Consider the following 15140-nt stretch of genomic DNA (forward strand, 5'->3'; position numbering starts at 1 on the left):
AAAGAAAAAACACTAAATACCACTGGCAAAAATATATAAAACAACAACGTGCCGGAACCTGTGTTTAACGAAATGACGATTACAATCATGGTGGTTAAGCTAAACAAAATTGTTGGTCCCTTCCATGTTCCGAAACGAGACAAGTAGTAATGGGCAGGGGCTATAATGAAGATGGTTATGAGTGTGATGCTAAAGAATGTTAATATGACGGTTATTCCAAATGAATGATCTGTGATTGCTGAATGTATCGCTAGGAAATGGTGAAATATACCTCCCAAAAATGAATAGATGACACTAACGATAATGGATGTGAGAGCCATATCTCGGAATAAGTCGTTCGTATTCATTATTACCTCCGCCTACCCTTTATTCAAATCCCCCGATGTCATACCACAACTTCCGATAATCGACCCAACCTAATGTGTTCATTTCCACCCCATGTAAATTCTTGGGGTAAAATGCGTATTGCGTTAATCGATAAAGGTGAACATGCGTGTATTGACTTAATAGGTTGCGTTCGATGTGGAGTAGTTTGTTTAGTGCATCTGTTGATTGCAAGGCTTGTTTAACGTCATGAAGAATATCTTCAGGCAGATGAGTGTTTAATATGCTCTGACTGCTTAGAAAAGCCATCATATAAGTAAATAGCGGCGATTCAAGAAATAAGTTTTCTCCAAGTAGTAAATCAGCTCCTGCATGTTCACGGTGGAACTGGTCATAAGGCAACACTCGTAAACGCATACGAATTCCATACTTGAATAGGTGATCAATGATGAGTTGAGCATCTGCTTCATTTCCTGCTCCAGCATACGTGTAAAGCTGTAACGTTTCCCCGCTATATTTACTTTGTTGCAACAAGCGAGCTCCTCGTGTTTCGCTTCTTGCGAATGTGTCTTTTTCAAACTCTTGCACCATTCGCTCAGCTTTTGAAAACCGTTTGCCTTGATAGCGTTCAAGTAATGAGCTGACGGGAAGAAGATGACAAATGGCTTCTCGTAAAAGATCGTCGTTGGCTAAGGTGCCTGTGTTCATATTTAAAGTTAGAAGTTTACTTCCTCGGTCCACTTTTTCATAACTTTCAAGCCGGTCATCCACACGTTCATAATAAGGGTAATGATAGAAATTTAACGGAACATCTTTCTCGTTAAAATGTTGTGCCGAAGGATAATTGTAAAGTTCAGGATAAAAAAACATGCCAACCATATCAAGCAGAGGCCTTGTGTGAAAGTGTTTTGAGAATGCGTGCATGATGAACTTTTTGTCTGTGAAGCTTGTTACTTCAAATGGCCCTGTTCCTACAGGCAGAGACGATCGTTCAACGGGAGTAATCGCAGCTCCGAGAGACGCAGCAATATGAAGCAGGTGTGGTTGTGAAGATTCAAATGTAATGCGCACAACATATCGGCTTAGCGTTTCAATCGTATCCATGTCTTTAAATGCCCAATGATAAGGAGATTCTTTTATACGTTTGTGTTGTAAGAGGCTTTCCTGAACGTCTTTGGCAGTCATTTCTTTACCTGAATGGAATTGAACGTCTTTGCGTAAATAGAATGTCCATTGCTTGTTGTTGTTTTGTGCGTGCCAATGATGTGCCAGGTCAGGTGAAAATTGCTCCGTCCGTTCATCATAACGAACGAGGCAGTTATAAAGATGCTTCATGACATGGTTTTCAGAACGACGGTGCACTTGTAACGGACTCAAGCTCGTAAAGCTTCGGTAAGAAGGAAGAATAATCTGGTCTTTGGATGTCGTATTTATGCTTGCTTCAGTTCGAGTCATGTCGGTCATAAGCCAATCAAAAAACTGCTGTAACTCGGTATGAGGCAGAGAAAAGCGATGCAAAAACCCAAGAGCATCATCAATCGTTTGTGATGTGGCTACTTGTTTTGCTTGATCAATTAGAAAATCATTACGGCTAATGTGTAAACGAATGGACGAGATTCTGCCACGTCCACGACCAGCAGTCCACGTAATCCACCCCGCATCTGTCAGTTTAGCAAGTACTTTCTTCGCATTGCGATCTGTACAAGAGAGGATTGAGGATACACGTGGAAGCCGAATAGAAACAACAGTATTTACTTCTTTAATTTGATCTAATAACCGTAAGTAATATTCAATCAGGTGCACCTCTTCACCTCCTAAAAGGGGAACTCGATATATATTGAGTGTACACTTTTATTCCTCTTTAAAAAAGTTAGAATTATATGTGAAAGATGTGGAGGGGAATAAAATGAATGGATCTGCTCGAATACGTGTTATCCAAGTTGCACTAATAACTGCGATCGCTTTATTTGGAGATGCGATGCTATTTATTGTACTGCCATTATATTATTCACAATTTGGGCTCACGGCTTTATGGCAAATTGGGCTTTTGCTTTCCATTAATCGCTTAATTCGTCTTCCACTAAACCCACTGGTTGCCTGGTTTTACCGGCGCTTTTCATTACGTACAGGCTTACTTATTGCGATGATTCTTGCAAGCCTCACAACCTTTTCCTACGGAGTGTTTCCGATTTTCTGGGTGCTGTTTATTGCCAGAATGCTCTGGGGTGTTGCCTGGTCATTGCTAAGAATGGGGGGGTTCCTCACCATAATTGAAGTGAGTTCTGATGATAATCGCGGAAAGCACGTTGGCATGTACAACGGTCTATGGGGGATTGGTGGACTTGTTGGAATGCTGGCAGGGGGTTTACTTGCAGACCAGATGTCAATTATGCCGATCACGACGGTGTTTGCTTTATGTGCTGCCGCGTGTATCCCGGTTGTTTGGCGAGTAATTCCTAACGTACTTATTACGAATGACGATTCAAAACAGGCGGTTACAAATGACAAATTTTCATTCACCTCGTACCATACAATCATTTTATTAACGAGCCTCGGTATGGGTTTTTTGATTATGGGATTGTTCGCATCCACGTTAAGCCCACTAATTGAAACCTACTATATTGAGGAGTTGACCGTACTAGGGGTTGTGATTGGGGCGGCTACCGTTGCAGGCGTTCTGCAAGCGGTTCGTTGGAGTTGGGACCCCTTTGTTGCTCCGCTCGTCGGAAAGTGGATGGACCGACTGGAGCACTCACACTACTTATTATTTGTGCCTCTATCGGGGGGAGCGATCGTTTTCTTTTTAATTGGATGGACGAGTGAGCTGTATCTCTTGCTTTTGTTGCTCGTTATATTTCAATTAATTTCGACGTTTTTTTCAACCACGGTCGATACCATTGCAACAGAAGCGGCTTCAAAGACGGACAGGGTGAAATTTATGATGTGGCATACCATTATGGTAGACACTGGTGCAGCGGTAGGTCCTTTATTATCTTATTTACTGCTCTCGACATTTGATGGATCACTATCCATCGTTTACTTTATCGCAAGTGTAATATTCCTAGCATACGCATGTGTTTGGGCATACGCCGCAAAAAAGATCAAAACAAAGCGAACATAATCGCGTATTCTACTATGGAAAGGAGGAGAGACGGTGCAAACCATCACTCAGAGAAGCGTTGCGTATATTGAAGAGAACTTGCTACAACCGATCACCTTGGAAACCGTCGCCATTGAAATGGGATATTCTAAGTACCACTTTCATCGGACGTTTGTTCGAGAAGTTGGCATGAGTGCTACGGAGTACATTAAACATCGCCGACTTGTTCTCGCTGCTCACCAACTCCTCTATACAGAAGAGCGAATTATTGATATTGCACTTAATAGTTATTTTGAGAGTCAAGAAGCATTTACAAGAGCATTTAAAAAGTACTATTCCCTTCCTCCTGGAAAATATCGAAGTCTTTTCGTACAGAAAAAAGGAGATGAGCCAATGACCAATTCAGAAATTAAAGGGTGGTTCCTTAGCGGATCTCACCCCCATTTATACAAACTTACAGCGGATCAGGAGGTCGTTCATTACGGAAGCCAGAGTGTTCGGCTTGAATCAAAGGAAGCCTTAGGAGAAGAGTGCTTCGCAACGATTATGCAACAGTTTAAAGCGAAGCAGTTTATCGGGAAAAGAATGAAGTTTACGGGGTTCGTCAAAACAGAACAAGTGGAACAGTCTTGTGGATTGTGGATGAGAGTTGATGGGACTTCTCAAGATATTCTCCAATTCGATAACATGCACAATCGCCCAATTACAGGCACGACGGAGTGGAACTACTATACGATCATTTTAGATATTCCTGATGACAGTTCAATCATCTCAATCGGTCTTTTGTTATCTGGAAAAGGGAGAGTATGGGTGGATCATCTTTCTTTTGAAGAAGTGGACGATAACACCCCTTCTACAAATATGGATCCTGAAGCAGAGCTTGCCTCTGAACCTATGAACCTTTCTTTTGAGGAGGTTTGACGATGAAGAGAAAAAGGAAATCAGACCCACACTCACAATCGGTTTTCATTGATTATTTTCTTGAAATTATTTTGTACGTGCCACGCTTGATCGGGCGCCTCTTTAAAGAGATTTTTTAATACAAGAATGTACGTAGACTTCTAGTCTTGAGCCGTTGCTTGTCGCCAGTTAAGAGAATAGATTGTATAGAACGATATTTTCTTTTTTAAGGAGAATGCTGATGACCAAGATATTCATTGATCCAGGTCACGGAGGTCATGATCCAGGCGCTCAAGGTAACGGTCTCACTGAAAAAGTACTTGTATTGCAAATCGGTCTACGCGTTCGAGACATTTTGCTTTCAGAATATGAGAATGTGGACGTTGCAATGAGTCGTACAACCGATGTGTTTGTTGAACTCTCTGAGCGAGCAAATCGAGCTGTACGCTTTGGCGCAGATGGGTTTGTATCCATCCACTTAAATGCTTACGTTGCTTCAGCAAACGGTACAGAAACATTTATGCACAATAACTCCAACTTGCCTAGTCTGAGAAATCAACTGCATCGAAATATATTGTCGGAGATACGTCGATACGGCACAGTAACGGATCGAGGGTTAAAGTCTGCAAACTTTGCAGTTCTTCGCGGAACGTACCAGTCGATGAAAACCGCACTCACAGAATCATTATTTATTACCAATGCTAGAGATGCCGCTCTACTTAAACGTTCAGAAGTCATTGAAGCGATAGCAAGAGGGCATGTGAACGGTATTGCGGCTGAGTTTAACCTATCAAAAATAACGGCAAAAGAGGAGGAGCAGTTTGTGAATTTAAATGATGCTCTGTTTGCAAGTAACATTGAGGCCATCCGCAGATTGGTTCGTAGACATGGCGTAGGGGATATGTCACAAAGGCTAGAAAACGGCACATTACCGTATGAGGACTTGATAGGCACCTTAATTAAAGCAATGGACGCCCCAGCACCTACTTCGGTTGCACCCGCACATCAAGAAGCATGGCAAAAAGCGACGAGCCAAGGTATTCTAAATGGCGAACGACCAAAAGAACCCGTCTCCCGCGAGCAACTTGCAACCGTGTTAGATCGTACCGGCAACTTAGATTAATTGCTGATCCGTACCTCAAGTGAGGTACGGATCTTTTCCTTTGATTACGTGATACGGTGAATGGACCAAACGACACCGGAAGAAGAACCTGCACCAATATTCAAATTGATATTCAAGCCATTGGATACATAAAACAGACCAATTACGTCACCTGCATTTAAGTTCACGTCTGCCGTTAAGTTCACACCCCCGTTACCGAGAATCGTTCGTAATGTTAATAGTAGAAGAATATTGACGTTTAATACCGGAAACAACCCTGAAGCAATAACTGTCGGTGTTGGAGAGATTCTTTCAAGAGTGAATGCTGGGTTAACTCCAGCCCCGAGCTGAACCGATATAGCGGCAGTCGTTTGATAATTAATCATCGCCTTAATAGAATAACGACCTGAAGTTGGAACTGTGTAATTCCCAGTCGTAGGATCAAACCCAGTGTCTGTATAAAAAGGAGCTGGCGTAATCCAATTTCCCAATTGACCGGCCGCGCTAAGCGTTGCAGGCGTTCGTTGTGCAGAAAACCCTTGTAACGATACATTCGGACCAGTACTACCCGTTGGGCCTGTTGACCCTGAAGGACCCGTAGGTCCAGTGGACCCAGTTGCACCAGTAGCTCCCCTCGTGCCAGTGGCCCCAGATGGTCCGGTAGTTCCTGTTGGACCCGTACCGCCAGTAGCCCCTGTTATGCCGGTGATTCCGGTACTCCCAGTCGAACCTGTAGAGCCAGTAACACCTGTTGATCCAGTCGGTCCAATAGGTCCGGTAGCGCCAGTGGGTCCTGTAGCACCCGAAGGTCCGGTGGCACCGGTGCTACCCGTTGCTCCAGTATTGCCAGTCGAGCCGCTAGGTCCGGCAACTCCGGAAGCGCCAGTGATTCCAGTACTACCTGTATTTCCGGAGGGACCGCTAGGTCCAGTAATTCCAGTAGCTCCAGTAACACCTGTTGAACCAGTAACCCCAGTAGGACCTGTATTTCCAGTCGTTCCTGTAATCCCCGTAGGACCAGTTGTGCCAGTGTTCCCGGTACTGCCGGTTAAGCCGCTAGGCCCGGTGACACCAGTGACACCGGTAGTGCCCGTTGCTCCAGTATTGCCAGTTGAGCCAGTAGGTCCGGTAACTCCGGTAGCTCCTGTGATTCCAGTACTGCCTGAAGGACCAGTGGCACCTGTGGTGCCCGTTGCTCCAGTAGCACCCGTAGCACCTGTAGGGCCGATGGCGCCAGTAACCCCAGTCACACCACTACTCCCGGTAGGACCTATTGCGCCAGTAACGCCGGTATTGCCAGTACTTCCAGTGACACCTGTAGCCCCGATTGCTCCTGTATTTCCAGTTGGACCGCTAGGTCCAGTAGGTCCAGTGGCGCCACCACTCCCGGTAGGGCCGGTAGTACCTGTGCTTCCAGTAGGTCCAGTAACTCCAGTAGGACCAGTGTTCCCGGTGCTGCCCGTTATGCCTGAAGTGCCAGTGACACCTGTGATTCCCGTTGCTCCAGTATTACCAGTCAAGCCACTAGGTCCGGTAACTCCTGTAGCTCCAGTGATTCCAGTACTGCCTGAAGGACCGGTATCACCCGTGGGTCCTGTAGCCCCTGAAGGTCCCGACGCACCGGTAACTCCAGCATCCCCAGTACTGCCTGTAGCGCCAGTTGGACCTGTGACACCAGTTGCACCAGGTAAGCCAGTAGAACCTGTAAATCCCGTTATACCCGTGGGCCCGGTTGCTCCAGTAGTTCCGGTTGAACCACTAGGTCCAGTGGCACCGGTGATTCCTGAAGCTCCAGTACTGCCAGTTGAGCCAGTAGGTCCGATAACCCCTGTGGCTCCAGTGCTTCCAGTATTGCCAGTTGCCCCAGTGATTCCAGTTGCTCCAGTATTGCCCGTTAAGCCACTAGGTCCGGTGGCACCAGTCGCTCCAATAATTCCGGTGCTGCCTGAAGGACCGGTATCACCCGTGGGTCCTATAGCCCCTGAAGGTCCCGACGCACCGGTAACTCCAGTACCCCCAGTACTGCCTGTAGCGCCAGTTGGACCTGTGACACCAGTTGCACCAGGTAAGCCAGTAGAACCTGTAAATCCCGTTATACCCGTGGACCCGGTTGCTCCAGTAGTTCCGGTTGAACCACTAGGTCCAGTGGTACCTGTGATTCCTGAAGCCCCAGTACTGCCAGTTGAGCCAGTCGGTCCGATAAGCCCTGTAACACCAGTAGGACCAGTAATTCCTGTGGCTCCAGTGCTTCCAGTATTGCCAGTTGCCCCAGTAATTCCTGTTGCTCCTGTATTGCCCGTTAAACCGCTAGGTCCGGTGGCACCAGTCGCTCCAATAATTCCGGTACTGCCTGAAGGTCCAGTAGCACCGGTGCTGCCTGTAGCTCCAGTCGGTCCTGTAACACCTAATGAACCAGTAACCCCTGTAGGCCCTGTATTTCCAGTAGTCCCAGAAGATCCCGTGACACCGGTGGTGCCCGTTGCTCCGGTAACGCCAGTAGCACCCGTCGCACCTGTAGGGCCAATGGCGCCTGTAACTCCAGTCACACCACTACTCCCAGTAGGCCCTATTGCGCCAGTAACCCCGGTATTGCCAGTACTTCCAGTGTTACCTGTAGCCCCGATTGCTCCTGTATTTCCAGTAGGTCCAGTGGCGCCACCACTCCCGGTAGGGCCGGTAGTACCTGTGCTTCCAGTCGGTCCAGTCGGTCCGGTAACCCCAGTAACTCCAGATGGTCCTGTAACTCCTGTTGGACCAGTTAAGCCGGTCGGTCCAGTGTTACCTGCAGTGCCAGTATTACCTGTAGCTCCAGTAATTCCAGTACTGCCTGAAGGACCGGTATCACCCGTGGGTCCTGTAGTCCCTGAAGGTCCCGACGCACCTGTAACGCCAGTAGCCCCAGTACTGCCTGTAGTGCCAGTTGGACCTGTGACACCAGTTGCACCAGGTAAGCCAGTAGAACCTGTAAATCCCGTTATACCCGTGGGCCCGGTTGCTCCAGTAGTTCCGGTTGAACCACTAGGTCCAGTGGCACCGGTGGTACCTGTGATTCCTGAAGCCCCAGTACTGCCAGTTGAGCCAGTCGGTCCGATAAGCCCTGTAACACCAGTAGGACCAGTAATTCCGGTACTGCCTGAAGGTCCAGTAGTGCCCGTGGGTCCTGTAGCCCCTGAAGATCCCGTCACACCGGTGGTGCCGGTTGCACCGGTAACGCCAGTAGGCCCTGTATTTCCCGTTGCTCCAGCGTTGCCGGTCGAGCCGCTAGGTCCGGTAACGCCAGTAACCCCGATAGGCCCTGTATTTCCAGTCGTTCCTGTGTTCCCCGTAGCACCAGTTGAGCCAGAAGGACCAGTGCTGCCCGTCGCTCCAGTACTACCTGTAATGCCAGTAGGGCCAGTGAATCCCGCTACACCCGTAGCCCCGGTTGCTCCAGTATTTCCAATTGAACCGCTAGGTCCAGTGGCGCCAGTACTCCCTGTAGGCCCGGTGGTACCTATGATTCCTGTTGCACCGGTGTTGCCAGTTGAGCCAGTGGGTCCGGTTACACCTGAGGGTCCAGTAGCTCCAGTGATCCCTGTCACACCACTACTCCCAGTAGGACCTATCGCGCCAGTAACGCCGGTATTACCAGTACTTCCCGTGTTACCTGTAGCCCCCGTTGCTCCTGTATCTCCAGTTAAGCCACTAGGTCCTGTAACCCCAGTGGACCCAGCAGCCCCAGTATTCCCAGTAGGGCCAGTGATTCCAGTATTTCCTGTTGATCCTGTAGCCCCTGTATTTCCAGTAGCTCCATTCGCTCCTGTAGGACCAGTGACACCCGTAGCTCCAGTGCTCCCAGTATTGCCAGTAGGTCCAAAAGGTCCAGTAGCTCCTGGAGGGCCTGGAGGACCAGTTAAACCAGTCGGACCCGTATCCCCAGAGACCCCCGTCGCGCCTGTTGTTCCTGTACTTCCAGTTATGCCAGTAACCCCAGTAACGCCCGTTGATCCGGTTACACCCGTATCCCCAGTTGCTCCTGTATCTCCAGTTGAACCGCTAGGTCCAGAAGGTCCAGTGGCGCCAGTACTCCCTGTAGGCCCGGTGGTACCTATGATTCCTGTTGCACCGGTGTTACCAGTAGAGCCCGTAGGTCCGGTAATTCCAGTAGGCCCGTTATTTCCTGTTGATCCTGAAGGTCCCGTAGCCCCTGTATTGCCCGTTATTCCTGTGTTCCCCGTAGATCCCGCCGCACCTGAAGGCCCAGCAACTCCAGTAGCCCCTGTCGATCCAGATGCACCAGTACCGCCAGTAGCACCAGTGATTCCGGGAGCCCCAGTGTTTCCTGTAGTACCAGTTGATCCAGTAGGCCCTGTATTTCCCGTGTTACCTGCGAGTCCAGTAACACCGGTACTGCCCGTCACGCCAGTGCTTCCAGTCAAACCTGTTGCCCCCGTAGCCCCAGTACTACCTGTAGGCCCAGTAGGACCTACAACCCCAGTGCTTCCTGTTGCTCCAGTATTCCCAGTCAATCCAGAAGGGCCAGTAGCACCAGTAGGTCCGGTAACCCCGGTAACCCCGGTAACCCCTGTAGGCCCAGTGGGACCAGTCACACTAGTCAATCCAGTCCCTGGCGGCCCCGTTGGTCCAGTAGCACCTGGAACCCCTTGAGGTCCTGCTAGTCCTTGTCTTCCTGGTCGGCCAAGTGGCCCTGTAGCACCAGTAGCTCCCGTATTTCCTGTTGGCCCAGTTACTGTAATCCCATTAGGAGGCATTGATGAAGTATATAGAGACTGAATAAGTTGATTGTTTATGTGAATGCCACTCAGGCGATTTTTGCGATTTCCGTTCCGCAAATGATCCCATTCCGAGTTGGGTCTCAATGATGTCTCCTCCTCCATGAGTGTTTTCTATTGTGTATGCAATAAGTGTAGAAAACGTTAGAAAAGTCCATCATATTAACGACGTTGACAATCATCACTAACGTACATATACTGGAACTAATTCTACGAAAAGGAGGAAAGTTATATTATGTTTTTACCCAGACTACGTTTCCCGACATTGAACAAGTAATGGAATCGTTCAATGACTCTGCACTCCGCAGGGTAAACGGGATAAGTCTGTCATTTTATAACTTCTTCTATCGATGAGTTGGGCGGATTTTTATGCTCTTCTCTTTTTTTGTGCAGACTTTCTTCTTACTCTGACGGATCAGAGCAAACGGGAGGAAGAGAGAATGGAAAAAGTAACGATTGAATTAGAAAACATCCAAATGTCGTATTTGGATCGTGTTGTACTTGATATACAAAAGCTGTCTGTCCATCAGTTTGATCGGATTGGCATCGTCGGAAACAATGGAAGTGGCAAAAGCACACTCTTGAAGTTAATGAGTCGCGAAGTTACACCAAGCAGGGGAAAAGTAATTAGTCATACAGACGCTAGTGTATTCCCGCAATTGGACAGTGAAAGAAATGCGGTGGCAGATGCTGAATGGCTCGGTCGATTATCTGTCCCTAATCACGACCAACTTAGCGGTGGAGAAGAGACGACAAGAAAGCTCGCTCAAACATTCTCGGTCTACAAAGAGGTGTTGCTTTTGGATGAACCAACAACACATTTGGACTGTGAAGGTGTGCGCTTTGTCATTGATGAATTGAAGTACTACTATGGTGCTTTCGTTTTGGTTAGCCATGACCGTGACGTATTAGATGAGTTGGTTACAAAGATATGGGAAGTCGATCAGGGGCGAGTGACGGTCTATACCGGCAATTACTCGGACTACAAACAACAGAAAGAGCTGGAGAACAAACAGCAAGCCAATCAATATGATAAATATTTAAAAGATAAGGAACGACTTCAAAGATCAGCACAAGAAAAAATGAGAAAAGCGAGTGATGTTACAAAGGGAAGTAAAGGCACGCCAAACGCCAATCGCATGTTTATGACAAAAGAAAAAGGAAGCAGTCAAAAGGCGATGGCGAAAGCTGCAAAAGCAATTGAACAGCGAATGGATCAATTAGAAGAAGTCCAAGCTCCAGAACAAGCACAACACATTCGCTTTCATACTCCCGAAGTGTTGGAATTACACAACAAAATCCCCATTATGGCAGACCGAGCAACCATTCGAGCAGGAAATCGAACCCTAGTAAAGGATGTTAGTTTTCAACTACCTTTAGGAAAAACAATCGCCTTTACAGGTGCCAATGGTGCAGGGAAGTCAACGCTTTTGCACCATATTGCAAACGATCAAGCTGGCGTGATATTGTCACCGAAAGTCGTAATCGGCCGGTATGAGCAGATGGCTTATCATTTCGAGAGTGATGAAACTGTCATTGATTGGATTCGAAATCAATCAGATTACGAAGAACCACAAATTCGTGCAGTGCTGTCCTCAATGGGTTTTCAAGGGAATGATATACAGAAATCAGTCAATTACCTTAGTGGTGGAGAAGCCATTCGCCTCGTTCTAAGTGAACGATTTTTAGGAAGCTATAACGTGCTCATCTTAGATGAACCAACGACATTTCTTGATGTACAAAGCATTGAAGCACTCGAAGAAATGATCGCTAAATACAAGGGAACTGTTCTTATTGTGTCTCATGACAAGCAATTTATTGAGGAGGTTTCGGACCTAATCTATGAGATTAAAGATGGTAGATTAACACAAGTTAAGTAGAGACTTGAGAGCCTCTTGTTGTTAAAGCAAGAGGCTCCTTAAGGAAAAAAGGCCCAAAGCAAATCTATAGCTTTTACCGATTTCAGTTAATTCTATTAAATGAGATAATAATAAAAATGCAGAGGGGTGAACCTATGAAAAAGTTCTATTATTTATGTGGTGCTGCTGCGCTATTTTTATCAAGCCCATCGTTGTCGTTGTCTGCTGAAAATGGAAATGTTCCAGAGGCAAATGATGAGAAGTCTCGTATTTTGCTTGTAGAGAATGAGGTAGATGATCAAGCAATGTCTACACAAGAAAGTCGTGGAAATTACACCGATCAAGCCTTGAACTTTATCGAGTCAAATCAAGATGTGCTCGGTATTGCAGAGCCTGATCAGGAATTAGAATTAATTGAAGAAACCGAAGACGAACACGGCATGACGCATATTCGCTACCAGCAAGTCGTAAATGGTGTTCCCGTTGAAGGACATCAATTACTCGTTCATTTCAACGCCGATGGCACAATGAGTAGTGTAAATGGCAATTACCATGAGGCGCAATCGGCGGTATCAACGAGTGCTGTTCATCTGTCTACAGAAGATGCGGTCAATGAGGCAAAACATCATGTAGATGCTCCTGACCACCTTGAATATAAACCTACAGCAGAATTGATCATGTATCCAATGGGGGATGAACTTGTTACCGTATATAAAGTAAACATAAACTTCATGGGCGAGGAGCCAGGGGATTGGCATGTGTTTGTGAACGCAGAAAATGGAGAGATCGTTGATCGTTACAATACGATCGGTCATCTCGCCGAAGACGCAGGCTTAGAAGTGGAAGACATATCACCTGCCCCTGTAGAAGAAAATCCGCTCATGCAAATCCGACAGCTTCCAGAAGACATTGACCGAAGTGATTTTGGGCCTATGCACGGGTCCGGTTTTGGTGTGCTCGGCGATTATCGAGTACTAAATATGGCGTATAAGATTTCTGACATTCCTCAAGGTACATTTAAGCTGTATGATTGGACGCGGCCGGACTTTGAGGGCATTTACACATATGATATGAAGAACCAATTTCCTTCTAGTGGCTTCGGGCTGCCGGGAGACCCATTTACAAACGATACCGCAGGGTTTAATTCAAGTTACGATGCACCGGGGGTGGACGCACATTACAACTCTTTGAGGGTGTATGAATATTATCTAGAAGAGCACGGTCGGAATTCTCTAGACGATGAAGGAGCACCCCTCATTTCAACGGCCAATTACGGGGATAACTTCAATAACGCATTTTGGAACGGTAGACAGATGGCCTATGGGAATGGAGATGGACAGCAATTCATTCCATTATCAGCAGGGCTAGATGTTGCCGCTCATGAAATTACACATGGCGTCATTACGAACACCGCCAACTTGATGTATCGTTTTGAGTCTGGCGCAGTCAACGAATCCATCGCCGATATTTTCGGGGTATTAGTGGATGACTCCAGCTGGGATATTGGCGATGATATTATCGGGGAAGCGTGGCTTGCTGAGGGTAGAACAGCGCTTAGAAGCTTAGAAGAACCAGGGAAATTCCCAGTTAACGATGCGTACGTTGAGTATGGGAATGGTTCAGGAGTCTTCCCTGCACACATGGATGAATTCTATGATATGCCCATTCAGGTTGATAATGGAGGTGTGCACGTCAACTCATCCATCATTAATCATGCAGCATTTCTCATCGGCGATGATATCGGACGTGAAGCATTAGGAAATATCGTATACCGAGCACTCACCGTTTACCTTACACCAATTTCAAACTTCGACGATACCCGATTCGCATTTGTGCAATCAGCAGTCGACATTTACGGTGAAGGAAGTGAGGAAGCAACATCAACTAGAAACGGCTTCGACGGTGTTGGGATTTACGAAGAATAACTAAGTTCAGAAGTGATAAAAAACCGGCTCGAGTCATACTCGATCCGGTTTTTTAAGACTTAATGGGATCTCAATAGAAAAAATTACAATCGTCCTGTAATGGTGCCTCTGCCTTGACAAACTCTATAAATCCCACTTGGAGTATCGTACTCAAGAAACGGTAGCTCAACAGTTAAGATATTCAAATCCGGATCATTGACAAACTCATCCCGCATATCAGCTAAAAACTGTCTTCCTTCTCTAACTGACAATAAGATTGTTTCAAGTTCTGTTGAACTTAGTGTACTGATCATTGAAAATACGGCTGATGCAACTGCTCCTGCCCCAGTCATACCAAAAAATAAACTAAGGACTCCTGATACTCCTTGAAGTGCATCTGATAGACCAGTTTCTGAAAGTTGGTCTTCTAAAGCTTCTTCCAAGCTTCTTTGAGCTTGATGAATCTCGATAAATTCTCTATTAACACCTCTTACGATTCCGATATAATCTCTAACAAACACTGCCATACGACCACCATCCTTTAGTTATATTAGCTAAGGGTACCCTTGCTATATATATAAAGGAAGATAGACTAACGAAATGTAAACATCATCTATAGATTTTTTGATATAATTGGGTGAACTTTAGTATGATCATTATTTATAGATAATTTAAAAAATAATGATAACTAGATTATATAATCGGGGAGGGTTTGAATTGAAAAAGAAACTCTTTTTTATGAGTGTATTACTCGTTTGTATAGTAATCTTAGTTCTTTTCATTGGACAAAATCGTGAAACAACGTTAGTTGAAGAAGTAGACATAAATGAAGTGGATGAGATTGATCGTATATATATAGAGGACCACTCAAATGAAATGAAATATGCCTACATTGTTGATAGGGAAAGCATTACTGATTTTAGTGAAGTTATATTTAGAGCTTCCCTGACTCCGACCAATACATCTATAGATTCTTCAAATAGAGTTTATTGGATAGAAGTACATTCACAAAGTGAAGAATTGTTCACACTATCAATATCAGAGGATATACTAAGTTTAAATGACTCAAATATGCAAAGCGATTTTGTTGGTAACTCAACTTCCCATTATAAAATTCAAAGTTTGGGAGACTTCAATTTTATAACGGACATGAACCTTGATTGGGAAGATATTTGATCA

9 protein-coding genes are annotated in these 15140 nt (G+C 46.0%); 6 read left to right on the forward strand and 3 right to left on the reverse strand.

All coding sequences use genetic code 11. From position 1 onward, the window contains the following. Positions 1-366: 366 nt before the first annotated feature. Entirely contained in the window at positions 367-2127 is a 1761-nt protein-coding gene (locus ACE1TF_RS09950) for an ABC transporter substrate-binding protein (protein ID WP_375016376.1), read from the reverse strand. A gap of 103 nt (positions 2128-2230) precedes the next feature. Here ACE1TF_RS09950 and ACE1TF_RS09955 point away from each other — a divergent pair, with 103 nt between their 5' ends. The 3 genes from ACE1TF_RS09955 (at position 2231) to ACE1TF_RS09965 (ending at position 5447) form a co-directional block, all read left to right on the forward strand. Beyond that, a complete protein-coding gene (locus tag ACE1TF_RS09955) occupies positions 2231-3445 on the forward strand; it encodes an MFS transporter (RefSeq protein ID WP_375016378.1) in 1215 nt (404 codons plus the stop codon). Between the two features lie 33 nt (positions 3446-3478). After that, positions 3479-4345 carry a helix-turn-helix transcriptional regulator gene (locus tag ACE1TF_RS09960; protein ID WP_375016380.1) on the forward strand — a complete coding sequence of 289 codons (867 nt, stop codon included), beginning with the start codon at positions 3479-3481 and terminating at the stop codon, positions 4343-4345. Between the two features lie 220 nt (positions 4346-4565). After that, positions 4566-5447 (forward strand): N-acetylmuramoyl-L-alanine amidase family protein, encoded by an 882-nt coding sequence (locus ACE1TF_RS09965; RefSeq protein WP_375016382.1) that lies wholly within the window; start codon positions 4566-4568, stop codon positions 5445-5447. A 44-nt stretch (positions 5448-5491) separates the two neighbouring features. On the opposite strand, the gene ACE1TF_RS09970 is transcribed toward ACE1TF_RS09965, so the two are convergent. Next, a complete protein-coding gene (locus ACE1TF_RS09970; RefSeq protein WP_483867162.1) occupies positions 5492-10285 on the reverse strand; it encodes a beta strand repeat-containing protein in 4794 nt (1597 codons plus the stop codon). Between the two features lie 353 nt (positions 10286-10638). Here ACE1TF_RS09970 and abc-f point away from each other — a divergent pair, with 353 nt between their 5' ends. Both abc-f and ACE1TF_RS09980 read left to right on the forward strand, forming a co-directional pair. Next, positions 10639-12078 (forward strand): ribosomal protection-like ABC-F family protein, encoded by a 1440-nt coding sequence (gene abc-f / locus ACE1TF_RS09975; protein WP_375016384.1) that lies wholly within the window; start codon positions 10639-10641, stop codon positions 12076-12078. Positions 12079-12212: 134 nt separating this feature from the next. Further along, a complete protein-coding gene (locus tag ACE1TF_RS09980) occupies positions 12213-13982 on the forward strand; it encodes a M4 family metallopeptidase (RefSeq protein WP_375016386.1) in 1770 nt (589 codons plus the stop codon). Between the two features lie 83 nt (positions 13983-14065). On the opposite strand, the gene ACE1TF_RS09985 is transcribed toward ACE1TF_RS09980, so the two are convergent. Next, a complete protein-coding gene (locus ACE1TF_RS09985; protein ID WP_375016389.1) occupies positions 14066-14488 on the reverse strand; it encodes a hypothetical protein in 423 nt (140 codons plus the stop codon). A 190-nt stretch (positions 14489-14678) separates the two neighbouring features. Here ACE1TF_RS09985 and ACE1TF_RS09990 point away from each other — a divergent pair, with 190 nt between their 5' ends. Further along, on the forward strand, positions 14679-15137 hold the full coding sequence (locus tag ACE1TF_RS09990; RefSeq protein ID WP_375016391.1) for a hypothetical protein: 459 nt from the start codon (positions 14679-14681) through the stop codon (positions 15135-15137). Positions 15138-15140 lie beyond the last annotated feature (3 nt).

The sequence above is a fragment of the Geomicrobium sp. JSM 1781026 genome, assembly GCF_041949955.1.
GTDB lineage: Bacteria > Bacillota > Bacilli > Bacillales > Marinococcaceae > Geomicrobium_A.